Here is a 26,604-nt window from a genome sequence, read left to right as displayed (position 1 = left end):
CGTGTCCCGGGCTCCGGCCGCCTCGCTTCCCTCCGCGGATGTCGGGGACGCATTCTGGCGATCAGAACCGGATGCGCTGCTCACACACCTCGAGTCCACCCGCGAAGGGCTGGCTCAGGCCGAGGCGGACGCACGGGTGGCGCGCGACGGTCCCAACGAGATCGGGGAAACCGCCCAGCGCCACATCCTCGCCGACCTGCTCCGCCGCCTCGCCAATCCGCTGGTCGCGATCCTGTTGGCCGCCGCTGCCATCGCAGGCGTCACGGGCGATCTTGCAAGCTTTCTGATCATCCTGACCGTGGTGATCCTCTCCACCCTGCTCGAGATGGTGCAGGAACATCGGGCGCAAGCCACGGCCGCGGTGCTCAAGCGCTCGATCGCGCTTCATGCCAGCGTGCTGCGCGACGGCCATCTGATGGAAATCCCGGTCAGCGCTATAGTGGCAGGCGACGTGCTGCAGCTCTGCGCGGGCGATCTCGTGCCCGCCGACGGGATCGTGCTGGCGGCCAATGGCGCACAGGTCAACGAGGCCCTGCTGACCGGCGAACCCTATCCGGTCGAGAAGCGCGTCGGAGCCGGTCCAAATGCCTCGACTCCCGCCGAGGCCAGCGGCGCGCTCTTCCACGGCACCTCGGTGATCGCCGGCACCGCGACGATGCTCGTGGTGGAGACAGGCGCAAGAACCCGCTTCGGCGCAATCGCGCAATCCCTGGCGGCCGCACCGCCCCCCACCGCCTTCGAACGCGGCATTCACAAGCTTGGCATACTGATCGCGCGGCTCACGATCTTCCTCGTGCTGTTCGTACTGCTGGCGCATCTGGCGCTCGGTCGCCCTCCCCTCCAGTCCTTCCTGTTCGCGATGGCGCTGGCGGTCGGGCTGACGCCTGAACTGCTGCCGATGATCATGACAGTGTCCCTCGCGCGCGGCGCGCAGCGCATGGCGAGTGCGAAGGTGGTGGTGAAGCGTCTCTCCGCCATCCATGACCTTGGTGAGATGGATGTGCTGTGCACCGACAAGACCGGCACGCTGACCGAAGCGCGGATCACGCTGGTCGGCCATCCGGGCATCGACGGCGAGGATGACGACCGCGTCGCCGAACTGGCGGCGATCAATGCGCGGTTCGAGACGGGTCTCAAGAGCCCGCTCGACGAGGCGCTGATCACGCATATGACCGGCCGGCCGCAGGGTGACTGGACGAAGCTCGACGAACGCCCGTTCGACTTCGAGCGGCGGCGCGTATCGGTGCTGGCCGAGCGCAATGGCGAGCGCATCGAGATCGTCAAGGGCGCGCCCGAGACGCTGCTCTCGCTCTGCCGGCAGGCTCGGGACCGGTCTGGCGACCTTGTCGCGATCGACGACGCGCTACGGAACCGCCTGATCACCCTGCACGACGAACGGGCCGAGCAGGGCTTGCGCCTGCTCGGCATTGGCTGGAAGCCCGCACCGGACCAGGATCATATTGGCGACACTGACGAGGATGGTCTCATCTTCGCCGGCTATTGTGTGTTCGTCGATCCGCCCAAGGCGAGCGCTGCCGATGCCGTCGCCAGGCTCGAGGCCGCCGGCATCCGCATCAAGGTCATATCCGGCGACGCCGGTGCCGTCGTCGAGCATCTGGTCGCAAGCCTGGCGCTCCCCGTTGAGGGCCTCCTGACCGGAGAGGAGATCGGCAAGCTTGACGATGCGGCGCTCGCGGCGCGCGTCGATACTGTCGATCTGTTCGCGCGGGTAACGCCTGACCAGAAAGTGCGGGTCGTGCGGGCGCTACGCGCGCGGGGCCATACGGTCGGGTTCATGGGCGACGGGATCAACGATGCTCCCGCCATCCACGCGGCGGACGTAGGCCTTTCGGTAGACGGCGCCACCGATGTCGCGCGCGAGGCCGCCGACATGATCCTGCTCGCTCCCGATCTCGGCGTTCTGGCTGACGGGGTCGCCGAGGGCCGCCGGACCTATGCCAACATCATGAAATATATCCGGATGGGGACGAGCTCGAACTTCGGCAACATGCTGACCATGGCGCTCGCCTCGCTGGTGCTGCCGTTCCTGCCACTGACTGCAGTCCAGGTCCTGCTGAACAATTTGATCTACGATCTGTCCCAGATCGGCATTCCCTTCGACAGTGCGGATCCGAGCGATCTGGTACGACCGCGCGGCTGGGACATGCCCGGTCTCGTACGCTTCACGGCCATCATGGGGCCTCTCTCATCCCTGTTCGACATAGCAACCTTCGCCCTTCTGCTCAAAGTCTTTCACGTCGACGTCGCGACATTCCGATCGGCCTGGTTCATCGAATCGATGGCGACCCAGATCCTCGTGGTTTTCATCATCCGCACCGCCAGGCCGGCCTGGACGGGCCGCGCCCATATTGCCCTGGTCGTGACCGCTCTGGGCGGGTTGCTGGCGGCTCTCGCCCTGCCATTCCTTCCGTTCGCGCCGCTTCTTGATTTCGCGCCGCCGAGCGGCATGCTGCTGGGTGCGATCGCCCTTCTGGTAGTCGCCTACCTGGCGATTTCTGAAGGGATGAAGCGCTTTGCCCTTCGTCGCGCGTCATGACCGAGCGGCCGGCGCCGTGTTGGAAGAGCATCACCGAGGAACGCGAGCCAGTGGCCCAAGCCGATGGCTAATGGGGATTCTGCTTGTCGGCCTGTTCATCAGAGCCATCGGGCATTTCACCGAATTCAAACAGTTCGCACATCTGATCGAAGAAGCGCAGCCAGGCTGGCTCAGCCTTATCCTCTGCCTGCAATTGGGGACCTATGCGAGCGCCGCATGCGGCTGGTCGGTCACATTACACTAGAACGGGGCTCCCCAGCCCTGTCATAGCTTTACCGACAAATGTGCTCGCGACGCCCCAAAAGGTCTAATCTGAGCACCTTCGAGCAGTTGTAGACCGCTTCGGCACTTCAGTACCTTCCCCATTGCAGGGCTAAGCACGGCAGACCATCGTACGACAAACGAATTCAGAAGAGCAGCGCACTGATTCGATGCCCTGGATTCAAAGCGTTCGAATCCCTCTCGATATCATGCAGATAGGTAAATCAAGATGCCGCATCATGGCCGATAATAGGTACCTGACCGCCGAGGAGGTCGTTGAACGCTATCGAGGCGCTGTCACGGTCGGCACGTTGGACAATTGGCGAGCCATGCGAATTGGGCCAGCCTACATCAAAGTTGGCAAGGCAGTCTTATATCCTGTCGAAGAATTGGATGCCTGGGATCGGCAAAACATGGTTGCCTGTCGGTCTTCCAAGGTCGTCGGCAGAGGTCGGGTTACCGACGATTAAGCCTTCAAAAATTGCTCCATAGCCGAGTGCTCGCTAGGAACGGACGATGATGCTTTCGTTCATCTTCGCTCCAATCATTTGCTGCAGGAACAACATTCAGATGCACACCGACGCAAGTATGGGATGGTGACGGACCGATTTGGTGCGCAGAAGGGCTCCGAATCCGTCGTGCAGGAATAGCTGCTCGCGAGATGGATGAAAGCTGCAAACCGAACCATCCATGCCCGCCTGCTGGTGGGGATGACGCCAGGGACCAGCTCGTCCTGTTTCTGGGCGGTCCGAGAGACACATCCGAGACCAGACATGCTATCGCACGGAGGCCGAGTCTCCAATAAGTTCGGATGGATCAGCGAAGTGCAGCAGAACACCTGCATGGCGTCAGCCCCGCATATCGGAGACCTTAGTTGCGCTATGGTCCGTTCCGGGCGGGTGTTGGCATGGCCCCGCTTTGGGCGAGAAAGAATTTGCACCGTGCTTCCCACTAAGGCACGCGTGTTGCCGCTGGGATCCAAGGGGAGTATCGTTGATGCTCGTGATTACCTGACAATGTATCAAGTTTGGCGTGAAAAGAGGCTGCTCCGCTCGAGAAGCGCCCCTCACTACAGCCCCCAGCGACCTCGCCGTCGCCGAAAATATTTAATTATTGCAATTAGTTATATTCATTCTGTAGGATGATGCGCCATCAGCAGCACCGCCTCGCCCTTCAGCGCCGGATCGCTGCCGGGGATCATGCCGACCACATTGGGGCTGTCGAAGCGCCGAGCGTTCGAGGTTGCGGCAAAACCGATGCGTGGCTTCAGGGCAAAGCCGCTGATCGAACCGCCCTTGTCGACGGCCGCCAGCACCGCCTTGTAATCCTGCGGCGCGCCCGCGAACAGCGCCTGTGCCGCCGGACCGCGCGCCAGCCCCGACGCCTTGATGCCCGGCGCGTTGCGATAGGGCATGCCGCTTTCGGTCGCCCAGCTCATATACGGTTCGTCACCCTGTTCCTTTATGACGTCCCACGGAAACTGCTTGGCCATCGCGGTGTCGAGCAGCGTGACGACGCCGACCGCGCCATGTTCCTCGGCGATCTTCTGCTTGCGGTTGTTGATCGTGGCGGCGACGTCGCTGGGAATGCCCTTTGGCACGCCATAGAAGAGGACGACGGTCTTTCCCTTGACGTCCAGCCCCTTGTAATCGTCGATGCCGCGCGCTTCGTCTACAACGCCGCGACCGACGAACACCAGATCGGTTTCCAGCGACTGTGCGCCGGTGCCGTACATATTGGCCATGACGTCGCCACCATGGGCAAATGGCTTGCCGCCGATCGTCAGCGCGCGCGTGGCCGATTTGTCGGCGGATACCTCGACAAAGGGGACCTGCTGATACCAGTCACCGCCATTGGCGGGCGTCAGGCCAAGCGCGGTGAAGCGATCCGCGACATATTTCGCTGCCGCGTCATAACCCGGCGTGCCCGCGTCGCGCCCCTGCCGCGCATCTTCAGCCAGCCAGGTCACATCCGCCTTTACCCGATCGGGCGAGAAATCGGGCGTCGTCTGCGCCAGCGCGGTCCCGGCCATCAGCGCAACCGCCAGACCGGCGGCAAAGGTCTTCTGCATCAAGGGGAGCATCCTCAAGGTTTCATTGGTTACGGTGTAGCATCGGGGCAGCACACCGCAAGCACGTCACAGCAACAGCCAGTCCGCCACATCGCGCCCGATCGCGCCGCCCACGCGCCGTCGCGCCAGTTCGGTTTCGGCGGTGAAGCGTACATCCTCGTCCCGGTCGGTCAGGAACTTGGCGAGCGATTCATTGTCGATCTCCCGCCATTCCTTGCCCCGGTCGGGACCATAGCGGACGCGCGGCAGCAAACCCGGCTGCGAAGACCATTCGACCAACTGCTCCACACTGGCTTCGTTCAGCATGTCGCGCAGATGGTGGGCGGTGACATAGGCGTCGGGAAAGGCGCGATGCACGGGCAGGCCGCGCTGGTGGTCCAGCCCCTCAGGCTTGCGCCAGTAACGCAGCACCTGATTGGAAAAGCTGGGCGAATCGGGCCACAGCCGCAGCGCGCATTTCCAGGTGCAAATCCAGTCGGCGCCGTGCGTCAGCGCAGGCGTGCAGAATTGCTGCTCGAAACTGGCACGGTGCGCGGCCAGCGCGATGCGGCGCGGCCACGGGTCCAATATGGGCCGCGCGATATCGTGAAACCACGGCGCGTCGGCCACATCCTCTTCCAGGATATGATGGATCGCCTGTGTGATGGGCGGGATCGGGCGGCCGGGATTGACGAAGCGCGCGCCACCCTCGCCATATAGTTCCCAGCGGCCGTCCTTTCCCAGCGCAACGTCCTGCCAGCCAATCTCAAGCACGGCATGCGCGGGGGGCGCGCTGCCAGTGGTTTCAAGATCGATGACGCGGATCAGGTTCGGCTGTTTGGGGGGATACATGCCGCCAATGTGGCGATGTTTCCCCCCGATTGCGAGCCTTGCCTGTCGCTCAGTGTCCGGCTTGCGGTCCGCGTTCCAGCCCGCTGGCGGCCAGCTGCGCGTCGATCATGGCCAGCAGCCGCTCCAGCCCGGCCTGATCGCGTGCCTCGGCGCGGGCGACCAGCACGTCCTGCGTATTCGACGCGCGCAGCAACCACCAGCCGTCGGGCGTGTTGACGCGAGCGCCATCGGTGTCGTTGACCTCTGCCCCTTCTTCGCGAAGGCGCGCCAGCACTTCGTCGATCACCGCGAATTTGCGTGATTCATCGACCTGAAACCGCATTTCCGGCGTGTTGACCATTGCGGGCATCTCGCTTCGCAATTGGGTCATCGACTTGCCGGTCAGATGGGCCGAACTGATCAGCCGGACGGCGGCATACAGCGCGTCGTCGAAACCGTAATAGTCCTGCGCGAAAAAGATATGCCCCGACATTTCGCCCGCCAGCGGCGCGTCGGTTTCCTTCATCTTCGTTTTGATCAGGCTGTGGCCGGTCTTCCACATCAGTGGCTTGCCGCCGAGTGCGGCGATTCGGTCGTACAGCGCCTGACTGGCCTTCACATCGGCGATGATCGTCGCGCCCGGCGACACGCGCAGCACAGGTTCGGCCAGAATGGACAAAAGCTGATCGCCCCAGATCACGCGGCCCTGCCCGTCGATCGCGCCGATCCGGTCGCCATCGCCGTCGAATGCCAGTCCGAAATCGAGCTGCTTTTCCGCGACCAGCCGCTTCAGATCGGCAAGGTTCTTTTCCTCGGTCGGATCGGGATGATGGTTGGGAAAATTGCCGTCCACATCGGTGTAGAGCGTATGATGCTCACCCGGCAGCAGCTTGATCAGCTTCTCGACGACCGGGCCGGCGGCGCCGTTCCCCGCGTCCCATCCGATGCGATAGGTGCCGCCCGAATAACCCGCCAGCAGCCGGCCGACATAATTGTCGAGGATATCGACGTCGCTGACGGTGCCCTCACCCGTTTCCCAGTCACCCGCTTCGGCCAGGTGGCCGAGGTCCTGAATGTCGTCACCGAAAAATGGCTTGTGCTGAAGCACCATCTTGAAGCCGTTATAGTCGGCGGGATTGTGGCTGCCGGTTATCTGGATGCCGCCATCAACCTCTAACGTCGCTTCTGCGTAATAGAGCATCGGCGTGGGGCCCAGGCCGATGCGAACGACGTCCACGCCCGCCGCCGTCAGGCCGCGCACCAGCGCCGTCTCCATCTCGATCGAGCTGACGCGGCCATCGCGGCCGACCGCGACCCGCGTGCCGCCCGCGCGACGAACGCGCGTGGCGAAACCGCGGCCGATCGCCTCCGCATCGGCGGCGCTCAGCGTCTTTCCAACGATTCCACGAATGTCATATTCGCGCAGCGACGTTGGGTCGAAACGATGCGTCATGTGTCCCCCCTGGTGGTTCTGGTCAGTGGGGATCAATTCGCCCGGACAATGAAAGTTGCAATCGCGCCGCCGCCCGTCAGCCGGAGCGACCGGCCCGGCGCAGCAGCACGTCGCGCGCGGCGTTGATGCGGCGCGTCAGGTCCGCCGATCCGCCCTTGTCGGGATGGACCGCGCTGACCAGCCGCCGGTGCGCCGCGCGGATCGCATCGGCATCGGCCCCCGCGCCCAGCCCCAGCACGTCGCGCGCCTCCGCCTCGGACAGGGTGATGCGCGGGCGGCGGGCGCTCTTCAGGAACCACCACACCGCCGCCATCAGCAGGACGGCAAAGATCAGCTTTCCCATCACGCGACCAGCGGCGCGGCAAGCGGGGTTTCGGGCAGCGCCAGTCCGGTCATCATCTCTCGCAATTCCTGCCGCGCGGCGACATGGCTGAGCCCCATTTCCCCGAACTCCCGCGAGTCGAGCATCGTCAGCCCCTGCGGGAACATCTCGCGATAGATGACGCGTTCGGACAGGCCCGAAATCACACGGAACCCGACGCGCCGCGACAGTTGCTGGATCGCCTCCGACACGCGGCGCATGTTGCGCGCCTCGATATGCTGAAGCCGGTTGCGCAGCACGACCCAGTCGATGGTCGAACCGTCGGCGCGGGCGCGCGTCTTGCGCGATTCCCAGATCAGCTCGGAATAGAAGCTGGGACGGGTCACCTTGAAATCGTCGGGATCGACCTGTCCGATCAGGTCGAAATCGACGAAACTGTCGTTCATCGGCGTGACCAGCGTGTCGGCATTGGTCACCGCCAGTCGCGCAAAGGGATCGTCGCGACCCGGCGTATCGATGACGAGAAAATCGGCGCCGGTGCCCAGTTCGCCCAACAGGTCGAAAAACCGGTCATGGCTTTCACCGTCATGCGTCGCGTGGCGCGGCATCGGCAGGGGGCGGCCCATACGCTTCATCGTCACGGCGCGATTGTCCAGATACCGGCCCAGCGTGCGCTGTCGGTGGTCCAGATCCAGCGCCGCCACCCGCGCCCCCTTGGCCGCAAGCGCGATCGCGACATGGACGGCGGTGGTCGACTTGCCCGTGCCGCCCTTTTCATTCGCAAAGACAATGACGTGCAGCCCGTCGGCTTGGCTGGTCAAGATGCGAACTTCCCTTGTTGATCGACCGCCCGCTCCCCCATAGAACGCGCCGCCCAAGAGTCATTATCGCAAGGGGGCAGCCGTGCAAACCATCCGTGACAAGGCGACCCTCAGACGCGCCGTCGATTCGTGGAAAGCCGCGGGTGAGCGCGTGGCTTTGGTGCCGACCATGGGCGCGCTCCATGCCGGCCACATGGCGCTGGTCGCCGAAGCACGCCGCCATGCCGCACGAGTCGCGGTATCGATCTTCGTCAACCCGATGCAATTCGGCGCGGGCGAAGATCTGGACCGCTATCCCCGCCGAGAACAGGCCGATGCGCGGATGCTGGCCGATGCGGGCGTCGACCTGTTGTGGTTGCCACCGGTCGAGGTGATGTATCCGGCGGGCTTTGCCAGCAAGGTGTCGGTCACCGGCGTCAGCGACGGATTGGACGGCGCCGCGCGGCCCGGCCATTTCGACGGTGTGGCGACCGTGGTGACCAAGCTGTTCAATCAGGTCCGCCCCGATGTCGCCCTGTTCGGAGAAAAGGATTTCCAGCAGCTGGCGGTGATCCGGCGCATGGTGGCCGATCTCGACATGGGGCTGGATGTGATCGGCGTGCCGACGCAGCGGGAGGATGACGGCCTGGCCCTGTCATCACGCAACATCTATCTGGCGCCCGACGAACGCGCCGCGGCTGTCGCGCTGCCCCGCGCGCTGGGTGTCGCGGCGCGTGCGATCGAGCGTGGCGACGACGCGACAACGGCGGTCGCGCTGGCACGCGAAGCGCTGACCGCCGCCGGTTTCGCCGTCGATTATGTCGCGTTGGTCGATGCTGAAACCCTGACAGATGCACCGGGCGAAGACCGTCCCCGCCGCCTGCTGGCCGCCGCGCGAATTGGCGCCACGCGCCTGATCGACAACATCGCAATCCCGTTGAAACACGGTTAACCCCATTAACCACTTGTTGAGCGCCCGCCGCCATCCTGAGGCCACCCCAGAACGGGGGTGAAAAGGGTGACAGTGACATGGGCAGCAGCCTGAAAAACGCGCATTTTCTGATCGAAAACCGGATGCGCGATGCCGCGCGCGGCGACGCCGACGCGCTCTACGATCTGGGCATGGTTTATGCCAGCGGCGCGCAGGGGGCGGCGATCAACCTGATCGAGGCGCACAAGTGGTTCAACCTCGCCGCCATGTCGGGCAGCGTCGCGGCCCAGGCATGCCGTGCCGAAATTGCGGGTGACATGAGCGCCAGTGAAATTGCCGCCGCGCAACGCGCCGCCCGTGCCTGGATCCAATCGGGTCAGCCGCGCGCGCACTGACCCGTCGCGGTTCAACCGGCAAGCACCACACGGTCACGCCCGCCGTGCTTTGCGGCATAGAGCGCGGCATCGGCGTCGCGCATCGCCTGCCCCCGATCGGCGGCGCGGACAATCCGGGCCACACCCACGCTGACCGTTGCCCAAACGACGCGGCCGTCATCGGCGATGGTCGGCATCGCGGCAAAATCGCGCCTAAGCCGTTCGCAGATTGCTCGCGCCTCATGCGTGTCGGCGCAGGGGAAAATCAGACCGAATTCCTCTCCGCCAAGGCGTGCGACCAGATCCTGCGGACGGGCATTGTCAACCGCGACCGCGGCAAAGCGTTCGAGGACGCGGTCGCCCGCATCATGGCCGAACACGTCATTGACCTGTTTGAAATGGTCGATGTCGAGAATGGCGATACAGCCACATTGCTGTTCATCGTCCGACGCCTGACCGAACAGCCGTTCAAATGCGTCGCCAAACAAACGCCGGTTGGCCAGCCCGGTCAGCGGATCGGTCCGCGCGGCGCGTGTCAGTTCGGCTTCCGCAGCCTTGCGAGCGGTTATGTCGCGAATGGCGCAGACCAACTCGATTGATCCGGAACGCCCGTCGCTGTCGATGGCGCGCACTCGCATTTCGATCCATTTCGCCGTGGGGCCGCTTTCCGGATCGGGCCGCACCTCTACGATTTGCGTAATGCCGGGCGCGCGCAATGCTTCCTTGTAGGCGCGCATGGCCATCTGCCTGTGCTCCGGCGCGATAAGCGCGCTTGCCTTGGTCCCGATCAGCGCGGCCACACGGTAATGACCAAGCGCCTCGATCGAGGGAGAGACAAAGCGGATTGCACCCTCGTCGTCGAGTGTCAGCACCACGTCCGACGCATTTTCGGTGACCAGCCGGTACCGTGCCTCGCTGGCAGCCAGACGTTTCACCACATCTTCGCGCCGACGCAGATCGGCGCAGGCAGGACGGTCAGCGCCACGATCGCCAGATAGAATTGGACCATATGCATGCGCGCCACCGGATCGGGCGGCATCAACGCGACCGGCCCCATGCCCCGCATCGAAAAGGAGATGGCAATCGTTGCCAGGATCAGCATTCCGACCGCCGCGCCCACGCGTCCAAGCCGAAAGGTTGCCAGCGTCACCGGCAGGATCGGCATGAACGTCGTGGGCATTACCGTCTGGGAAAAGGTCGCCAGGGCGACCGCCGCGACAAGCGCCGCGTGAAAGGCGCACTCCATCCGCTCCCCGCGCGTGGAGTTGTGCCACCATTCATCCAGATCTCCGCTCACCAGCATCAACACGATCGGCGTGACCGCAATCGTGCCGAGCACATGGCCTGTGGTCCAGTTTAACCAGTGCACCGCGAAATCGCCGCGCGAAAGCGTCGACGCCACCCATGCTGCCATCGGGGCGGACAGCGTTGCGGCAAGCAGGCCGCCGCCGATCAGCGCCGCGACCTGTCCGATGCTGCGAAGGGCGCCGCCGTGAACCGGGGCCCAGCGGCGCAGCACCGCCGACAATATCATCGATTCTCCAAAATTCGCCAGCGCGAGCGGCAATGCGGCGAGCGGGCCCAGTCCGAAAAGAACCGTCAGAACGGCGCTGATCGGCAACGCCACCAATGCGATGACCGGCCATTGCCGCATGCTCCGCTTGGCCAGCACGGCCGCGAGAACGCCGTTGGCCAGCCACATCGACGCCAGCCCGCCGTCGAAACGCGTCATCAACGACGCAGCAATGGCGCCGGCATAAGCCAGTCCAACTATAGCGAGAAACGCGATCGATACGGGGGCCGAAGCAACAGGGCGCGCCATGCCCGAAGTCTAGCGCGTGAAGATTAACGGACCTTGCCGATCAGTTGCGGCTGGCCGTCAGCAGCGACCGCCAGGCATCGCGTTCCACTGCCCGGTCCTCAATCAGGGTGACGGCACCCAATTGGCCCGTATCCGGCGCGAAATCGACTGCGGCGCGATATTCGAACGTGGCGTTACCGGCGATTTCGACACTTGGATCTACCTTGGTACGCCCACGGACCAAACCACCACGGTTGCGGATCACCACCTCGACATCCCAGCCGATTCGCCCGGTCAGCGCGGCGGCATGGACCGACGCGGCCATGGCGCTGCCGCAACTGTCGGTCAGGCCAACCCCGCGTTCATAGGTCCGCACGAACAGCGAGCCATCGTCGACCATCGCGACGAAGCTGACATTGGCGCGACCGGGGATCAGCGGCGGCGCGCTTTCGCACCAGTCGCCCAGCGCCACCAGCTCGGCCTCGTCCACCACGTCGACAAATGCGATCAGGTGTGGATTGGGCATCGTCAGCGCAGTGAAGCGCCGTTCGCTGGGCAGGCCGGGGATTGGCGCATCGACAAAGCGATCCCCCACGGTCAGCCCGACATCGCGCGCATTGGCAGAAACGGAAGTGACGCGGGTCGCGATGGTCGCAACGCCGGGCGCCAGGTCGGCCACACGTGCGGCCCAGGCATCGCTTTTGGGCAGGCCGACCAGCGCCGCGTCCAGCCCGGTGGCATCGAACCCTGCGCGCGCGACGCAACGCAGGCCGTTCAGGCACGTCTCCGCCTCGCTGCCGTCGGGATTGAACATCCGCTGCCCGAACGGCGCCTCATCCCGCCCGTCGACCAGCAGCAGCAGCCCGTCACCGCCCACTGGCCCCGCCCGATCGGCAAGCGCGCGGGCAATGGCGGCCCATTGGGCGTCGGGCAGCGTCAGCCCGCGGGCGTCGATCAGCGGAAAATCATTGCCGGAGCCATGGCATTTGATGAATTCGAAGCGCATGGCCGCGACTTAAGCCCGCCCGGTCGCCCGCGCCAGTCCATGATTTGCGCGGGGAACGATAGCGGCGCTATGCCATCGGCGGCAGGCGGGGAGTAGGCGTTGAACGGATTTCTGCTCATCCTGCTGACCGTGCTGGCGGCGCTGCTGATCGACACGCGCCGGCGACTGGCCCGTGTCGAGCGACGGCTGGAGACGCTGGACCGCGCAGAGGCGCCGCCGCCCATGCGCGTCGCCGATCCGCCGATCGTGCGCCGCCGCCCGCCCGCTTTTCCCGCCGCACTCAGCCGTCCCGCCCGCCCCCGGCTCGATCTGGAAAGCCTGATCGGCGGGCGACTGCCGATCTGGATTGGCGGCATCGCATTGGTGCTGGCAGGCTTTTTCCTAGTGCGCGCCGCGATCGACAGCGGCTGGTTCGGGCCGGGCGTGCGCATCGCGCTGGCCGCGCTGCTGGCCGTGGTGCTGGCGGCGGGCAGCGAGTTGGCGCGCCGCCTGCCCGCCACGCGAGACGATGTGCGGATCGGGCAGGTGCTGGCCGGCGCGGGCGTGGCCAGCGCCTATGGCACGCTGTATCTGGCCGCCGCCCTGTATCACCTGATCGCGCCGCTGGGCGCCTTCATCCTGTTGCTGGCGATTACCGGCGCGGGCCTGGCGCTGGCGATGCGACACGGGCCGCCGACGGCGATCATGGCGCTGACGGGCGGTTTCCTGGCGCCGCTGGTGGCGGGTTATGACGCCGCGGGCGTGGCGCCGCTGATCATCTATCTGGCGCTGTTGTTGGGCGCGCTGTTCGCGCTGGCGGTACGGCGCGGCTGGAGCTGGCTGGCGGCGACCAGCGCCGCCGCCGGATTTGGCTGGACGGGCTTTCTGACGCTGGCGTTGGACGGCGGGGAACGGCCGGTGATCGGCGCGTTCGTCGTCGCGCTGGCGCTTGCCGCCACCTTCGCCCTGCCCGCCAGCGGCGCGCGGTCGCTGCACCTTCGCATCGCGCCGATGGCGTTGGGACTGGCGCAGTTGTTCGCGCTTGCGCCGATCCTCGACTTTTCACCGCTGGCCTGGGCCTTTTACCTGACCCTGGCTGCCGCTGCGGTCGTGCTGGCATGGCGCGAGGAGCGGCTTGTACCCGCCCCGCTGATCGCAGCGCTGCTGATCCTTGTGCTGCTGATGATGGCGCCGGTCGCGGCCATGACGGGCGTGGCGGGCCTGATCGTAACGGTCCTGTTCGGCGGCGCGGGGCTTGCCCGGTCGCGGGAAGCGAGGAACTGGGCAGTGCTGGCGGCCACCGGGCTGGCGGGGCCGCTGGCCGTGCTGCAACTCGGCACGCCGCAACTGCTGCCGCGACCGCTATGGGCCATCGTGGCACTGGCGGTCGCCGGCGCGGGCCTGTGGCTGGCTTGGCGGCACCGCGCGCCGGGCGAGGGCCGCGACCCCGGTCTGGTGGGCGGGGCACTGGCTGCCGCCGCTGCCGGGGTGCTGGCGATCATCGCGCTGGCGGGAGACGGCGCGGTCGGCGTCGCTCTGGCGCTCGCCACGCTCGCCATGGCCGAGGCGGCGCGACGCAGCGACAGCACGCCGCTGGCCACCGCTGCCGCCCTACCGCTGGCGGTCGGACTGGTTGCGGCGTACCGGCCGCTGGGTGATTTGATCGAGACGCTGGCCATCGCCCTGCCGGGTGAGGAACTGGCCTATCGGCAGGTACCGCCGGTTGCCGACGTGCTGCGACTGCTGCTGCCGCTGGCGCTGGCGGGGCTATGGCCGCTCAGGGGCGAGCGCGGCTTCGGGCGCCTGACGCGTCCTGCCTCTATCGTCGTGGGACTGTTGAGCGTGAGCAGCGCCTATGCCCTGCTCAAGCAGCCGCTGGCGATCGCCGATGCCGCCGGGTTTGCGGCATGGGGCTTTATCGAACGCGCGATCATCACGCTGGTCGCGCTCGCCGCCGCATGGGCGCTCGCGAACCGGGCGCCGCGCGCCGCGCTGGTGCTGGCCGTCGCCGGGCTGGCGCGCATCATGTGGTTCGACCTGTTCCTGCTGTCACCGGTCTTTGCCCCGCAATCGGTCGGACCGCTGCCGGTCCTGAACACGGCTGTCCTGTTGCCAGCATTGGCGGCGCTGATCTGCTGGCGCTGGCCGGCCAAGCGACTGCGGCTTCCCGCGCTGGCGCTGATGCTGGTCGCGGCGCTGGCGGTGGTGCGACAGGCGGCGCATGGCACAATCCTGACCGGGCCGGTCGGGACGGGCGAGAATTGGGGCTATTCGGCGGTCATGCTGCTGCTGGCGTTGGGTTGGCTGTGGCGCGGGCTGGTGGGCGACGCGCGCGACCTGCGCTTCGCCGGGCTGGGGCTGGCGATGCTGGTCGCGCTGAAGGTATTCACCATCGACGTGGCGCTGGAGGGATTGCTGCGCGTCGTGTCCTTCCTTGGCATCGGCGTCACGCTGATCGCGATCAGTTGGGCCTATACCCGCTTTCTCAAGCGCGAACCGGCAGGGGGTCAGGGCAGCCCGTAATGTCCGGCCAGCCGGTCGAGCGCGATGCCCAGCACCAGCCGCCCCGCCCGTGCGGGCCAGCCAAGCGCGCGTTCGGCCACGGGCACCCCCTCCCCCGCGCACACCACGCGCCACAATATGTCGGACAGGCCCGGACCCACCGCCACAATGGCGGCATCGAAACGCTGCTTGGCGGCCAGTTGCGCCATGGTCGGGTCCAACGCCTCGGCCCGTGCATGGCGACCGCGCGGTCTGCTGTCCCATCGCATCGTCACCGATGGCGACAATTGCGCGCGTTCGTAATCGGCGCGCAGCCGCTCGCCCGCCTCTACCTGCCGCGCGCTGACCAGCCCGCGCGCCGCCAGCCAGCCAAGTGGCGATTCGGCCAGGTTGACCGTCACTGCCCGTCGCCCGCGCCGGGGCGGGCCGCTGGTCACCCGCCCGTCCTCAAGCCCCCGCTCCACCAGTTCGCGCATGTCATGCTCCCAATCAGAATCCGGCGGACCGCTTGCCATGAAGGCTGGTTTGTAGGACAGGGTGTAACCGCATTGGTTCAAGGATCGGGGGTCGAGCGATGATTACCGCCATTCGCGAAGTGCGCCGCGCGCGCGGATTGACATTGGACGATGTGGCACGGCGTTGCGATCCGCCGACCACCGCGCAGACCATCGGCCGGCTTGAGACGGGCACGCGTACCGTTTCGGTCGCATGGCTCAACCGCATCGCCCGCGCGCTGGAGGTGGAGGCCGCCGATCTGGTTCGCCTGCCCGAACGCCCCGACCTGCCGGTCGCGGCGCTGGTCGACCGCGAAGGTGCATGGGCGCCGCAGCGGCCCGAACATATCGTGCCGCCCGCGCTGCAGCCCGGTCTGATCGCGGTTCGCGTGACCGGGGGCGTGGGCGATTACCGCGCCGGCGACGAATTATGGTGCGAGCGGCTGGCCCCCGACGCGTTCGGGCGCGCGCTCAACCGCGACGTGCTGGTGCCGCGCCCCGCCGGGCGATTTGCCTTCGGCCGATTGATCGATCGTGAGGGTGGCCGCCTCCACCTCCTCCCGCCGGGCAGCGGCGCACGGCAGCAGGTGATTGCCGACCCGCCCTGGCTGGCGCTCGCCATCCGGCTGGTCCGCGTTCTGTAAATCATCGTACCGGCTGACAAACTTCTGCGACAGCCGGGCGTTAGGCCCTGGTTTCCCGTCGCGGAAGGACCCCATGCGTATCAGTCTCCCCCTCCTCGCCTGCATCGTCGCCCCGCTGCCCGTCATGGCACAGGAACAGGCGGTCGACCCCGATCTGGCCGACACCGCCGCCGATGAGGTGGAGGCAACGCTGGACGATGGCGATGCGGACGAGATCGTCGTTACCGGACAGCGGCCGCGCGGATCGGTCACCGGCGACGTGCCGCCCGAACAGACGCTCAGCCCCGCCGATGTGCGCGCGTTCGGCGTCAGTACCATTGCCGAATTGCTGACCGAACTCGCGCCCCAGACGGGCAGCGGGCGCGGGCGCGGCGACGAACAGCCTGTCGTCCTGCTGGAGGGGCGCCGTATTTCCAGTCTGCGCGAAATCCGCGACGTGCCGACCGAAGCGATTTCCCGCGTCGAAATCCTGCCGGAGGAAGTCGCGCTGAAATATGGCTATCCCGCCAATCAGCGCGTCGTGAACATCGTCCTGCGCCGCCGTTTCCGCGCCATCACGACCGAAGTGGAGGGCGGCGGCCCGACCGGCGGCGGCAGCGCCAATGGCGAGCTCGATGTCAATTATCTGAGCATCAATCGCGCCGGCCGCCTGAACATCGACCTTGAAGTATCGGCGGAAAGCGCGCTGAGCGAGGCGGAGCGCGACCTGCTGCCCAATCCGTCGGGCCTGCCCTATGACCTGGCGGGAAATGTCGTGGCGGTCGACGGCGCGGGAGAGATTGACCCCGCCCTGTCGGCACTGGCGGGGCAAGTCACCATCGTCGCCCCGGTGCCCGGCACCGCGCCCACGCTGGCCGATTTCGCCAGCGGTGCCAACCAGGCCGGCACCACCGACCTTGGCCGTTATCGCACGCTGCGGCCACGCAGTTTCGGAGCAGAGGGCAATGCCGTCTTGTCGCGTACCATTTTCGGCGATGTCGCTGCGACCGCTAATCTCGGTTTTGAGCTGAACGACACGCAGGCATTGGTCGGGTTGCCCAGTATCGACGTGACACTGCCCGCCAACAGCCCCTTTTCCCCCTTCGCCAATGATGTGCGCGTGCTGCGCTATGCCGACGCGCTGGGCGCCCTGACCCGCGAGACACGCTCACGCAGCGTCACCGGCGGGTTCAGCGCCAATGGCGAAAAGGGCGACTGGCGTTGGACGCTGACCGGCAATTACGAATATGCGACCACCGACACCGATACCGAACGCCGCCTGTCGCTGGGCGATTACAGCGCGGGCGTGGCCGCCGGTTCGGTCAATCCCTTTGCCTCGCTGTCTGGGCTCGCGCTGGCCGCACCCGATACCGCGCGATCGGTCAGCAATGTGGGACAGCTGGAAGCAGTTGCGAACGGCAATGTGTTAAAGCTGCCCGCCGGCGATGTCGGGGTGACGGGCCGGGTCGGGTTGGGGAGCCAGGATCTCGACAGCCGCTCGAACCGGTCGGGCCTGATCACCGCGACCGATATCACCCGGCGCCGCGTCAATGGTCAGGTCAATCTGGACGTGCCCATCGCCAGCCGCCGCCTTGCGGTGCTGGACGCGATCGGCGACCTGACAATCAACGCCAATGCGGAGGTGAACGAGCTGTCGGATTTCGGCACGCTGACTACCTATGGCTATGGTGCGAACTGGTCGCCGATCCGCCAGCTTCGCCTGATCACGTCGGTCACGCATGAAGAGGGCGCGCCGTCGCCACAACAGATCGGCAATCCGGTGCTGACCACACCCAATGTCCGCGTGTTCGATTATGTGCGTGGTGAGACGGTGGATGTGACATCGGTTGAGGGCGGCAACCCCGGCCTGTCCGCCGACAGCCGCCGCGTGCTGAAGATCGGGGCCAATTTACGACCGCTCGATTCGGTCGACCTGAACCTGCGCGCCGATTACACCGACAGCCGTATCGACGGCCTGATTTCAGGCTTTCCCGCCGCGACGGCAGAGATTCAGTCGGCCTTTCCCGACCGGTTCGTGCGCGATGCATCGGGGCGGCTGGTCCAGATCGACACCCGGCCCGTCAACTTCGCGCAGAGCGAGCGCCGCCAGTTCCGCTGGGGCTTCAACCTGTCGCTGCCGGTCATGGGCACGTTGCAGCGCCGCGTTCAGGCCGCGCGCGAAGCGGGTGAGGACCCGCGCGCTGTGCTGCGGGAGGCATTTGGCCGTCCGCCACGCGGCGCGGGCGCCGGACGTCCGCGTGGCGGCGCCGGGGGCGGACCGCGTGGCGGCGGGGGCGGTGGACGCTTTGGCGGCGGCGCGGGCGGCGGGCGCGTCCAGTTCGCGCTGTTCCATACCGTGCGCCTGAAGGAGACGATCCTGATCCGCGACGGCCTGCCTGAACTGGACCTGCTGGGCGGTTCGGCCACCGGCAATCGCGGCGGACAACCCCGGCATGAGCTTCAGCTTCGCAGCGGCTTTACCAAGGATGGGCTGGGCATCCGCATGAATGCCGACTGGCAGGCACCGACCCGCGTCACCGGCGCCACGCCCGCCGAACAATTACGCTTCGGCAGCCTGACGACGATCAACCTGCGCGCCTTTGCCAATCTGGGCCAGATACCCTCGCTGGTGCGCGATCAGCCATGGCTGCGCGGCGCACGGGTTTCGTTGCGACTGGACAATTTGCTGGATCAGCGGATCACCGTGACCGACGGCACGGGTGTGACGCCGCTGGGGCTTCAGCCGTTCTTGCTCGACCCGGTGGGCCGTTCGGTCAGGCTGGAGTTCCGCAAGCTGTTCTGACGCCCGCCGCCACGGCGACCCTCGCTTTCGGATTCGCCAAAGGCAGCCTGCCGATACAGCAAGGTGATCGCCACGCGGCGGTTGCGCGGGTCGCCGGGCGCTTCCGCGATCATCGGCTGACGATCGGCCACGCCCTCGATCCGCTCGAACCTCGCCTCCGCGACGCCGCCGCGTGCCAGCCGCCGCCGGGTTGCTTCCGCGCGGCCGCTCGACAGCATCCAGTTGTTCATCTGAAGCGGATTGCCATAGCCAAGCGAATCGGTGTGGCCACGGATCATGATCGAGTTCTCGGTGCCCTGAATGCTTTCGGCGATCATCCCGATCAGCTTGTCCGCCTCTGGCACCAGCGCTGTCGTGCCAAGGTCGAACATCGAATAATTGGCATCGTCGACCAGATCGATTCGCATCCCGTCGATCGTCGGCACGAACTTCACGTGACGCGCCAGTTTTGCCATCTTTGCATCGCGCTTCATCGACGCCTCAAGCTGGGCTCGCAGGCGGGAGAAATTCTGTCGGTCCTGCTTGGTTAGCGCATCGGGATTCTTCAGCGACCCCTTTTCCCCGCTGCCCACTTTCTTGCCCCCGGTGGCGCCGCTGGGCACGGTCATCTCGCGCGTGCCGGTCTGACCCGCGCGGTTGGGGTAATTATCGACATCGGTCAGCGACGCGCCGCCGAACGGTCCGAACGAGCCTGCCGACTTCTGCTTCAACTGGACCAGCGTGGGCGCGAAATAATCGGCCAGTGCCTTTCGCTGCTGCTCACTGGTGGCACCCAGCAGCCACATCAGCAGGAAAAACGCCATCATCGCGGTCACGAAATCGGCATAGGCGACCTTCCACGCACCGCCGTGATGGCCACCATGCCCCTCGATATAGACCTTCTTGACGATGACCTTGGGCGGCTGGTTGTTGCCATGGGGCGCGCGGGGCTGCTGTGCCACGGCTTAACGCCCCCGCAAGCCGTCGAACACCTCGGCAAAACCGGGCTGGTTGTGGTGGGCAATGCCCGACCGCGCCGCTTCGATGACCAGCGGCTGCGGATGGCCATGGAGCGACGCGATGATGATCTGCTTCACCGTGTGATAGATTGCCGCATCGGCGTCGATCACCTGCTGCAACCGCGTGGCCAGCGGACCGACAATGCCATAGGCGAGCAGCACGCCCAGAAACGTGCCCACCAGTGCCGAACCGATCATCCCGCCCAGGATCGACGGCGGCTTGTCGATCGATCCCATCGTCTTGACCACGCCCAGCACGGCGGCGACGATGCCTAGCGCCGGCAGCGCATCGGCCAGGCCCTGCAGCGTCGTCTGCGGCCCCTGTTCCTCGTGATGATGGGTTTTGATGGCGTTATCCATCACTTCCTCGACCGCGTGCACATCCAGCGTGCCCGATGACACCACCACCAGCCGCAGCGTGTCGGCAATCAGGCCGGTCAACGCGCTGTCGGCCAGAATGCGGGGGTATTCGGAAAAGATGGGGGAGGATTTCGGATCCTCCACATGCGGCTCCAGCGCGATCGGCCCTTCGACGCGCAGCATCTTCATCAGTTTCGACGCCAGGAAGATGACGTCCAGATAATCCTGTTTCTTGTATTTCGGCCCCTTGATGACCTTCATCACGCCGCCGCCGATCGCCTTCAGCTCGCGGCCCGAATTGCCGATGATCAGCGCGCCTAGCGCCGCGCCGCCGATGATCAGCATTTCGTGCGGAAGCGCGTGCATGACCGGGCCGAGCGCGCCACCGGTGATGGCGAAGCCGCCAAACACCATGACGATCAGCACGACAAAGCCAATTGCAGGAAACATCTTACGCTTGCCCCCGGGTCCCTGCGGCAAAGGCGACGACGCCTGCCCCTTGCCCCCCCTTTTGACGCAGAAGAGTCGAGAAATGGTTACCGACCGCTGCGCGGCGAATCGCCGTCATCGCAGCTGGTCGAACAGGCTCAGGCCGGACAATTTGGTGAAGCTGGCCTGGGTGGCCGACAGGATCGTCAGGGTCTTCTGCAATTCGGTAATGGCGGCGGTGACATCGGTCTGTTCGATGGCGCCGCGCGCTTCCTCGCGCCCGATCGCCACTTCGTCCAGCCGCTCCATCTCCATGTCCAGCCGCATGCCGCGCGCGCCGACGCTGGCGCGAGCCGCCGACACATTATCGGTTGCGAGACCAAGGTCGGCGCTGATGGTGCCAAGATCGTCGCCATTGCGGATGCCCAGCGCCAGCGCCTCAAGCGCGGTGAACATCTGCGCCAGCTGCGATCCGTCCTCGGTCACCTGAACATCGGCACCGTCGGCAACCGGGATCGTGCCCGGCGCCGTCCCGCCGACATAGGTGATGGCACCGTCGGCTCCGACCGCGAACGCCGCGTCTGCGCCACCGCCGAACATCGGCACGCCGCGCACATCCTTCTGATTCGCCAGCGCGAGGATGTCATTTTTGATTATGTCGAGCTGGTCGGCGACGATGTTGCGCTCCGTCGCGCCGATCGTGCCGCTACCGACGGTCATTGCCAGTTCCTGCGCACGCTGCAGCTGCTGGGTGATGTTTTCCAGCGTGGAATCGGCCTGTGCCAGAATGCCCGACGCCAGTTCGATATTGCCCTTGGCGGCGGCGTGATCGGCGGTGTCGCGCTTCATCGTCGCCAACTGCGTCCAGGCGGCGGCGTCCTGCGACGCGGCAGTCAGCTTCTTGCCGGTTGCGATCTGGGTCTGGAGCTTGTCCGCCGCGACATTCAGGCCCGACATCTGGGTCAGGCTGCGCGAAAAATACTGGCTGGTCGCGATACGGTTCATGGGGCTCACCGGATCTGGAAGATGGAATCGAGCGTCTCACGCGCGACCTGAATGACGCGGGCCGACGCCTGATATGCCTGTTGGAAGCGAAGCAGGTTCACCGCTTCCTCGTCCAGATTGACCCCGCTGACCGAATCGCGGGCAGCCATATTGCCGTCATGGATGGCGGTCTGTGCGCCGATCACCGTCTGGCGCGCGGCGATGGCCGCGCCGTTCACGGACTGAAGCGTGGTCAGCCGCGTCTCGAAATCGCCGCTGGTACGGATCGCGGCCAGCATACCCATGTTGCCATTGCCCTTCGGCCCCGATCCCGGCGTCGCGGCAGCAATGCCCGCGCCGCTGGTCAGCGCCAGCGTCATGCTGGCCGCATCGACGCCGGCGAACATCGGCGCGCCGGGATTGCCCGACAGATCCTCACCGCCGGCCTGCACGGCATTCACGGCGTCGACAAAGTCGACCGCCAGTTGATCCAGCGCGCCCTTGGCGTCGGCGATGCGCTGCGCCCCGTCGATCGCACCCGCCATCGCGCCACCCTGAGCCGGGATAACCGCCGCCTCGCCATTCATCACCAGATGGAATTGGAGCGCACCCTGGCCGTTGCGAGACACGCCGATGCTGGCTGCCTGATCGCCCGACACCATCACCGGGCCACCGGCGGCGCCCGCCTTTACCGTGGCGCGCCCCGCCGAATCGAAGCTGACCGACACATCGACCAGCGCCGACATCGATTCGAGCAACCGGTCGCGCTCATCCAGCAGCGACGGCGACGGTGCGCCGCCCGAGCGGCCGATGGCACTGTTCACCTTGGCCAACGCCTGCGCCGCCCCGGACAGGTCGCTGGCCGCACTGCGGGCCTGCGCCTCGACATCGGCCGTCGCCTGATCCAGCGACGCCCCCGTCGCTCGAAACGCGGTGGCGAGCGCGTCGGCATGTTCCAGCATCACCGCACGCGGTGCGCTGGCACCCGGATCGGCGGCAACGCCCTGTGCAGCGTTGAAGAATGTCGCCAGCCGATCATCCAGTGCGCTGTTGCCCAGCACCTGTTCGATCCGGTCGAGCCAGACCATGCCCGTCTCGCTGCGGGCAAGGTCGCTGCCGCTGGTACGGACCGCGTTCGAGCGAAAGGCATCGGCCGCGCGGTCGACCAGACCCAGCGTGACCCCGGCGGGCGTCAACGCGCCATTGGGCGTGACGGCGGCGATTTCGCGCAGCACCGGCGTGCGGCGGACATAGCCGGGGGTTCCGGCATTGGCGATATTGTCCGACGTGGTGGCAAGCGCCCCCTGATAGGCACGCACACCGCTGGCCCCGATGCCGAGCAGATCGCTCATTTGACCGTATCCTCCGCCGATTTGGCCAGGAATTCGATCATCGCCTTGCCGATGCCGATCGGTGCGTGGACCGCCATCGACTGGGCCAGTTGCTGGTCCTGCATGTCGCGGAACTGGTTCAGCGCATTCGATTCGAACAGGCCGTCGCCCAGCTTCGCCTTGCGCATCGACGACAGCATCATGCCGGTAAAGATCGCCTCGAACTTTTGCCCGGCGGCTTCCAGATTCTCACGCGTTGCCAGCCGGCCCGTGTCCATCGACACGGTCGGCTGGTTGACGGCTGGCAGGTTGGGCAGCGTCGTCACAACACGACCAGCTCCGCCTTGAGGGCGCCCGCTTCCTTCAGCGCCTCCAATATGGCGACCAGATCGGCCGGGGAAGCGCCGATGGCGTTCACCGCCTTGACCACGTCGGCCAGCTTGGGGCCGGGGTCGATGAGGAACATGGGCTTCACTTCTTCCTCCACGCCGACATTGCTGCGCTGCTCAACCGCGGTCTGACCCTGGCTGAACGGCGCGGGCTGAACCACCTGTTGCGACTCATCAATACGCACAGTGAGTTTACCGTGTGTTACCGCCGCCGGACTGACGCGGACGGCGGAATTGATGACGACGGTGCCGGTGCGGGCATTGACGATCACCCGCGCAGCCGCTTCGGCGGCGTCGACGGTCAGGTTCTCGATCTGGCTCATCATCGCGGTGCGAACGTCGGCGCCCGGTGGCGCGGCGACGCTGACCGACACCGCATCGACCGCGCGGGCGGCCATCATGCCGAAGCGGCCATTGATCGCCGCCGCGACCCGCTGTGCCGTGGTGAAGTCTGCGCGCGCCAGATTGAAGGTCAGGAACGGACTGGAATCAAACCCGGTGTCGACCGCGCGCTCGACCGTGGCGCCATCGGGAATGCGGCCCGACGAAGGAATGTTGACGACGATCTTTGACCCGTCGGCGCCCTCTGCACCCAGGCCGCTGACCGCCAGATTGCCCTGCGCCATCGCATAGATCTGGCCATCGGCACCCAGCAGCGGCGTCAGGATCAGCGCGCCGCCGCGCAGCGACTTTGCCTTGCCCATCGACGCGACGGTGATGTCGATCCGCTGACCCGGCTTGGCAAAGGCGGGCAGTTCGGCCGTGACCATGACCACCGCCGCGTTTTTCAGCGCCGGGTTGATGCCCGGCGGCAGCTGAAAGCCGAAGCGCGCGGTCACGCCCTTCATCGACTGAACGGTATATTCCAGATTGTCGTCACCCGTCCCCGGCAGGCCCACGACGATGCCGTAACCCGTCAGCTGGTTGGCCCGGATGCCCTGAAAACCGCCCAGATCCTTGATCCGCTGGGCATGGGCCGGCGCGATCGACACCGAAAGCAGCGCCAGCGCGATCAGCGTCCAGACAGGCACCGGGCGTTTGGAGAAAAGGCGACGGAACATGCGTGCAATTCCCATCAGAACGGGCTGATGACCTGGAAGAAGCGGCTGAGCCACCCCTGACGGCTGGCACGTGCGACATCGCCCTTGCCGATATAGCTGATCTTGGCATCGGCAACGCGGGTCGACGGCACACGGTTATTGGCGTCCACGTCGATCGTCCGCACGATTCCCTTGATCTGCACGAATTCGTCCCCGCGGTTCAGGGTCACGCGCTTCTGCCCCTGAACCAGCATGGTGCCGTTGGGATAGACGGCGGCGACGGTCACGCTGACCTCACCCGACAGGGCGTTGGACTGATCGGCCATGCCCTGTCCCTGAAAGCCGCGATTGCCACTGGCCTGCGCGTCGGTCGGGTTGAACAGCGACAGGGGGCCGGACGACGGCCCGGCCAGGCCGAAGCTGCCCTTGCTGTCCAGGTTCGAAGCCGCCGACTTCGACGCCGCCATGCGTTCGACCAACACGATGGTAAGCGGATCGCCAACGCGGCGGGCGCGCTGCCCTTCGTACAGGGCGGCATAGCCCTCGCTGGCCTGAAAAATCGCGCCATTGGCCGGGCGCACGGCGACCGGCGCGGGCATGGTGGCGGAGAAATCGTCCTTGTTCTTCTTGCCACCGAACAATTGCGCCTGCGCGGGCGCGGCGACCAGCAGCGCGGCGACGACGGCAAGCGCCGCCTGGCCCCGCAACCGGCGGCGCGACCCGGCGATGCGCGAATCAGATGTTCTGATTGACATATTTCAGCATTTCATCGGTGGCCGAGATCATCTTGGAATTGACCTCATAGGCGCGCTGCGTCTCGATCATGTCGACCAGTTCCTCGACGACATTGACGTTCGACCCTTCCAGCATCCCCTGCCGGATCTGGCCGCGCCCGTCCTGGCCGGCGATGCCCATGTTGACCGGACCGCTGGCGGCGGTTTCGATCAGGTAATTGTCGCCCGTCGCCTGAAGCCCGGCGGAATTGGGAAAGCTGGCGATCTGAAGCTGGCCGATCTGCGCCGCTTCGGTCTGGTTCGGCACGGTGGCGGACACGGTGCCGTCGCTGCCGACGGTGATGGCGGTGGCACCTTCGGGAATGGTGATGCCGGGCATCACCTGAAACCCCTCTCCCGTCACCAACAGCCCTTCGGGTGAGCGTGCGAAATTGCCCGCGCGGGTATAGCCCAGCTGGCCGCCCGGCAGCTGGATCTGGAAAAACCCGTCGCCGTCCAGCGCCATGTCCAGCGAATTGCCCGTCGTCTGCAGCGACCCTTGCGTGTTCATGCGCGCCGTGCCTTGCACGCGCACGCCGGTGCCCATGTTCAGCCCCGTGGCATAGCGGGTTTCGGCGGTGCTGGCCGAACCGGCGGCGGTGACGACCTGATAGGCCAGCGTCTCGAAGCTCGCCCGGTCGCGCTTGAAACCCGTGGTGTTCACGTTGGCGAGGTTGTTCGAGATGACGCGCATCCGCACATCCTGGGCGTCCAGCCCGGTGCGTGCGATGTGCATGGCGGCATTGCTCATGGGATCGTCTCCTTATCCCTGGACGCGCATCAGCGACGCGCTCTCTTCATCCATCTTCTTGGCTTCGGCGAGCAGGTTGGCCTGCACTTCGTAACCGCGCTGGTTCTCGATCATGTCGACCAGCGCCTGGGTCAGGTTCACGTTCGACTGTTCCAGCGAACCGCTTGCCAGCTTGGCGTCCATGTCGACGGGCAGGATGCCGCCGTCCTTGACGCGCAGCAGGTTATCCAGACCCTTGACGGTCTGGCTACCTTCGGTGCTGACCATCTTGATACGACCGACGATCTGCATCGGCGCGCCCGGCTCCGCGCCCCTGGGGGCGATGGTCACCGTGCCATCGTCGGCAATGGCGATGCGGTCATGCGGCGGCACGGTGATCGGGCCGGCTTCGCTCATGACCGGAACGCCCTCTCCGTTTTGCAGCACGCCCGATACCGCGACGCTCAGGTCGCCGCGCCGGGTATAGGCCTCGGTCCCGTCGGGTGCCTGCACCGCGATCCAGGCGTCGCTGATCATGGCGACGTCCAGCGGGCGCCCCGTCGACACGATCGTGCCCGCGCGCCGATCGAAATCGGCCACTTCCTGCGCCGCGGGTGAGCGCGTTTCCAGCGCCTGCCCCTTCAGCATCAGCCGTTCGAAGCTGATCTGGTCCTGACGAAAGCCGGTGGTGGAGGCGTTCGCGATATTGTTCGCGATCACCCCCTGCGCGGCCATCTGGCTCTTCAGGCCCGACAATGCGGTATAGACCAGCTTGTCCATCGG

Annotated in this window: 25 protein-coding genes; 7 read left to right on the top strand and 18 right to left on the bottom strand. The window is 66.1% G+C overall.

The genetic code is table 11. The features are described from left to right. Window position 1 precedes the first annotated feature (1 nt). Window positions 2–2,557, top strand: coding sequence for a magnesium-translocating P-type ATPase (gene mgtA, locus ACAX61_RS13500; RefSeq protein ID WP_370715356.1), 2,556 nt, complete (start codon window positions 2–4; stop codon window positions 2,555–2,557). Window positions 2,558–2,627: 70 nt separating this feature from the next. Beyond that, window positions 2,628–2,801: a hypothetical protein gene (locus tag ACAX61_RS13495; RefSeq protein ID WP_370715355.1), complete on the top strand. Its 174-nt coding sequence runs from the start codon at window positions 2,628–2,630 to the stop codon at window positions 2,799–2,801. A 1,146-nt stretch (window positions 2,802–3,947) separates the two neighbouring features. Here the strand turns inward: ACAX61_RS13495 and ACAX61_RS13490 are convergent. The 5 genes from ACAX61_RS13490 to ACAX61_RS13470 all read right to left on the bottom strand — a co-directional run bounded on the left by ACAX61_RS13490 (window position 3,948) and on the right by ACAX61_RS13470 (window position 8,295). Next, the gene (locus tag ACAX61_RS13490) at window positions 3,948–4,892 is read right to left on the bottom strand and encodes a hypothetical protein (protein ID WP_370715354.1); all 945 of its coding nucleotides are present in this window, start codon (window positions 4,890–4,892) and stop codon (window positions 3,948–3,950) included. Window positions 4,893–4,955: 63 nt separating this feature from the next. Continuing rightward, complete coding sequence (locus ACAX61_RS13485) at window positions 4,956–5,720, bottom strand: exonuclease domain-containing protein (protein WP_370715353.1); 765 nt, start codon at window positions 5,718–5,720, stop codon at window positions 4,956–4,958. A gap of 49 nt (window positions 5,721–5,769) precedes the next feature. Beyond that, on the bottom strand, window positions 5,770–7,152 hold the full coding sequence (gene pgmG / locus ACAX61_RS13480) for a phosphoglucomutase/phosphomannomutase PgmG (protein ID WP_370715352.1): 1,383 nt from the start codon (window positions 7,150–7,152) through the stop codon (window positions 5,770–5,772). 76 nt (window positions 7,153–7,228) lie between these two features. Beyond that, window positions 7,229–7,495 carry a J domain-containing protein gene (locus ACAX61_RS13475; RefSeq protein WP_370715351.1) on the bottom strand — a complete coding sequence of 89 codons (267 nt, stop codon included), beginning with the start codon at window positions 7,493–7,495 and terminating at the stop codon, window positions 7,229–7,231. Beyond that, complete coding sequence (locus tag ACAX61_RS13470) at window positions 7,495–8,295, bottom strand: division plane positioning ATPase MipZ (RefSeq protein WP_370715350.1); 801 nt, start codon at window positions 8,293–8,295, stop codon at window positions 7,495–7,497. The genes ACAX61_RS13475 and ACAX61_RS13470 overlap by 1 nt, the downstream gene beginning before the upstream one ends. A gap of 82 nt (window positions 8,296–8,377) precedes the next feature. Between ACAX61_RS13470 and panC the strand changes: the two genes are divergently transcribed. After that, entirely contained in the window at window positions 8,378–9,226 is an 849-nt protein-coding gene (gene panC / locus ACAX61_RS13465) for a pantoate--beta-alanine ligase (protein ID WP_370715349.1), read from the top strand. Window positions 9,227–9,303: 77 nt separating this feature from the next. Then, complete coding sequence (locus ACAX61_RS13460; RefSeq protein ID WP_370715348.1) at window positions 9,304–9,600, top strand: hypothetical protein; 297 nt, start codon at window positions 9,304–9,306, stop codon at window positions 9,598–9,600. 11 nt (window positions 9,601–9,611) lie between these two features. Here ACAX61_RS13460 and ACAX61_RS13455 read toward each other — a convergent pair whose 3' ends face one another. From ACAX61_RS13455 to dapF, 3 genes are read right to left on the bottom strand one after another with little or no spacing between them, the layout of a single operon-like run. Further along, complete coding sequence (locus ACAX61_RS13455) at window positions 9,612–10,514, bottom strand: GGDEF domain-containing protein (RefSeq protein ID WP_370715347.1); 903 nt, start codon at window positions 10,512–10,514, stop codon at window positions 9,612–9,614. After that, a complete protein-coding gene (locus ACAX61_RS13450; RefSeq protein ID WP_370715346.1) occupies window positions 10,511–11,401 on the bottom strand; it encodes an MASE1 domain-containing protein in 891 nt (296 codons plus the stop codon). The genes ACAX61_RS13455 and ACAX61_RS13450 overlap by 4 nt, the downstream gene beginning before the upstream one ends. Before the next feature lie 40 nt (window positions 11,402–11,441). Further along, window positions 11,442–12,386, bottom strand: coding sequence for a diaminopimelate epimerase (gene dapF / locus ACAX61_RS13445; RefSeq protein ID WP_370715345.1), 945 nt, complete (start codon window positions 12,384–12,386; stop codon window positions 11,442–11,444). A 99-nt stretch (window positions 12,387–12,485) separates the two neighbouring features. On the opposite strand from dapF, the gene ACAX61_RS13440 reads away from it, so the two are divergent. Further along, the gene (locus ACAX61_RS13440; protein ID WP_370715344.1) at window positions 12,486–14,888 is read left to right on the top strand and encodes a DUF2339 domain-containing protein; all 2,403 of its coding nucleotides are present in this window, start codon (window positions 12,486–12,488) and stop codon (window positions 14,886–14,888) included. Here the strand turns inward: ACAX61_RS13440 and ACAX61_RS13435 are convergent. Next, window positions 14,873–15,343, bottom strand: a complete 471-nt coding sequence (locus ACAX61_RS13435) for a DUF6456 domain-containing protein (RefSeq protein WP_370715343.1) — start codon at window positions 15,341–15,343, stop codon at window positions 14,873–14,875. The genes ACAX61_RS13440 and ACAX61_RS13435 overlap by 16 nt on opposite strands. Before the next feature lie 98 nt (window positions 15,344–15,441). On the opposite strand from ACAX61_RS13435, the gene ACAX61_RS13430 reads away from it, so the two are divergent. Both ACAX61_RS13430 and ACAX61_RS13425 read left to right on the top strand, forming a co-directional pair. After that, complete coding sequence (locus tag ACAX61_RS13430; RefSeq protein WP_370715342.1) at window positions 15,442–16,005, top strand: helix-turn-helix domain-containing protein; 564 nt, start codon at window positions 15,442–15,444, stop codon at window positions 16,003–16,005. Window positions 16,006–16,078: 73 nt separating this feature from the next. Then, entirely contained in the window at window positions 16,079–18,787 is a 2,709-nt protein-coding gene (locus ACAX61_RS13425; RefSeq protein ID WP_370715341.1) for a TonB-dependent receptor, read from the top strand. Here ACAX61_RS13425 and ACAX61_RS13420 read toward each other — a convergent pair. From ACAX61_RS13420 to ACAX61_RS13380, 9 genes are all read right to left on the bottom strand, one after another. Further along, the gene (locus ACAX61_RS13420; protein ID WP_370715340.1) at window positions 18,724–19,728 is read right to left on the bottom strand and encodes a flagellar motor protein MotB; all 1,005 of its coding nucleotides are present in this window, start codon (window positions 19,726–19,728) and stop codon (window positions 18,724–18,726) included. The genes ACAX61_RS13425 and ACAX61_RS13420 overlap by 64 nt on opposite strands. Before the next feature lie 3 nt (window positions 19,729–19,731). Beyond that, window positions 19,732–20,595 (bottom strand): flagellar motor stator protein MotA, encoded by an 864-nt coding sequence (gene motA / locus ACAX61_RS13415; protein WP_370715339.1) that lies wholly within the window; start codon window positions 20,593–20,595, stop codon window positions 19,732–19,734. A gap of 114 nt (window positions 20,596–20,709) precedes the next feature. Continuing rightward, complete coding sequence (locus ACAX61_RS13410) at window positions 20,710–21,579, bottom strand: flagellin N-terminal helical domain-containing protein (RefSeq protein WP_370715338.1); 870 nt, start codon at window positions 21,577–21,579, stop codon at window positions 20,710–20,712. A 5-nt stretch (window positions 21,580–21,584) separates the two neighbouring features. Next, on the bottom strand, window positions 21,585–22,910 hold the full coding sequence (flgK, locus tag ACAX61_RS13405; RefSeq protein ID WP_370715337.1) for a flagellar hook-associated protein FlgK: 1,326 nt from the start codon (window positions 22,908–22,910) through the stop codon (window positions 21,585–21,587). Beyond that, on the bottom strand, window positions 22,907–23,215 hold the full coding sequence (locus ACAX61_RS13400) for a rod-binding protein (RefSeq protein WP_370715336.1): 309 nt from the start codon (window positions 23,213–23,215) through the stop codon (window positions 22,907–22,909). The genes flgK and ACAX61_RS13400 overlap by 4 nt, the downstream gene beginning before the upstream one ends. Continuing rightward, window positions 23,212–24,339 carry a flagellar basal body P-ring protein FlgI gene (locus tag ACAX61_RS13395; RefSeq protein WP_370715335.1) on the bottom strand — a complete coding sequence of 376 codons (1,128 nt, stop codon included), beginning with the start codon at window positions 24,337–24,339 and terminating at the stop codon, window positions 23,212–23,214. The genes ACAX61_RS13400 and ACAX61_RS13395 overlap by 4 nt, the downstream gene beginning before the upstream one ends. 14 nt (window positions 24,340–24,353) lie before the next feature. Then, window positions 24,354–25,073 (bottom strand): flagellar basal body L-ring protein FlgH, encoded by a 720-nt coding sequence (locus ACAX61_RS13390; RefSeq protein WP_370715334.1) that lies wholly within the window; start codon window positions 25,071–25,073, stop codon window positions 24,354–24,356. After that, entirely contained in the window at window positions 25,054–25,842 is a 789-nt protein-coding gene (gene flgG, locus ACAX61_RS13385; RefSeq protein ID WP_370715333.1) for a flagellar basal-body rod protein FlgG, read from the bottom strand. The genes ACAX61_RS13390 and flgG overlap by 20 nt, the downstream gene beginning before the upstream one ends. Window positions 25,843–25,854: 12 nt before the next feature. Continuing rightward, entirely contained in the window at window positions 25,855–26,601 is a 747-nt protein-coding gene (locus ACAX61_RS13380; RefSeq protein WP_370715332.1) for a flagellar basal-body rod protein FlgF, read from the bottom strand. Window positions 26,602–26,604: the final 3 nt, after the last annotated feature.

The organism is Sphingomonas sp. IW22, from assembly GCF_041321155.1.
In the GTDB taxonomy this organism is placed as follows: Bacteria; Pseudomonadota; Alphaproteobacteria; order Sphingomonadales; family Sphingomonadaceae; genus Sphingomonas.
The sequence above is the reverse complement of the archived record's forward strand: the minus strand, read 5'-3'. Positions and strand labels throughout refer to the sequence as shown.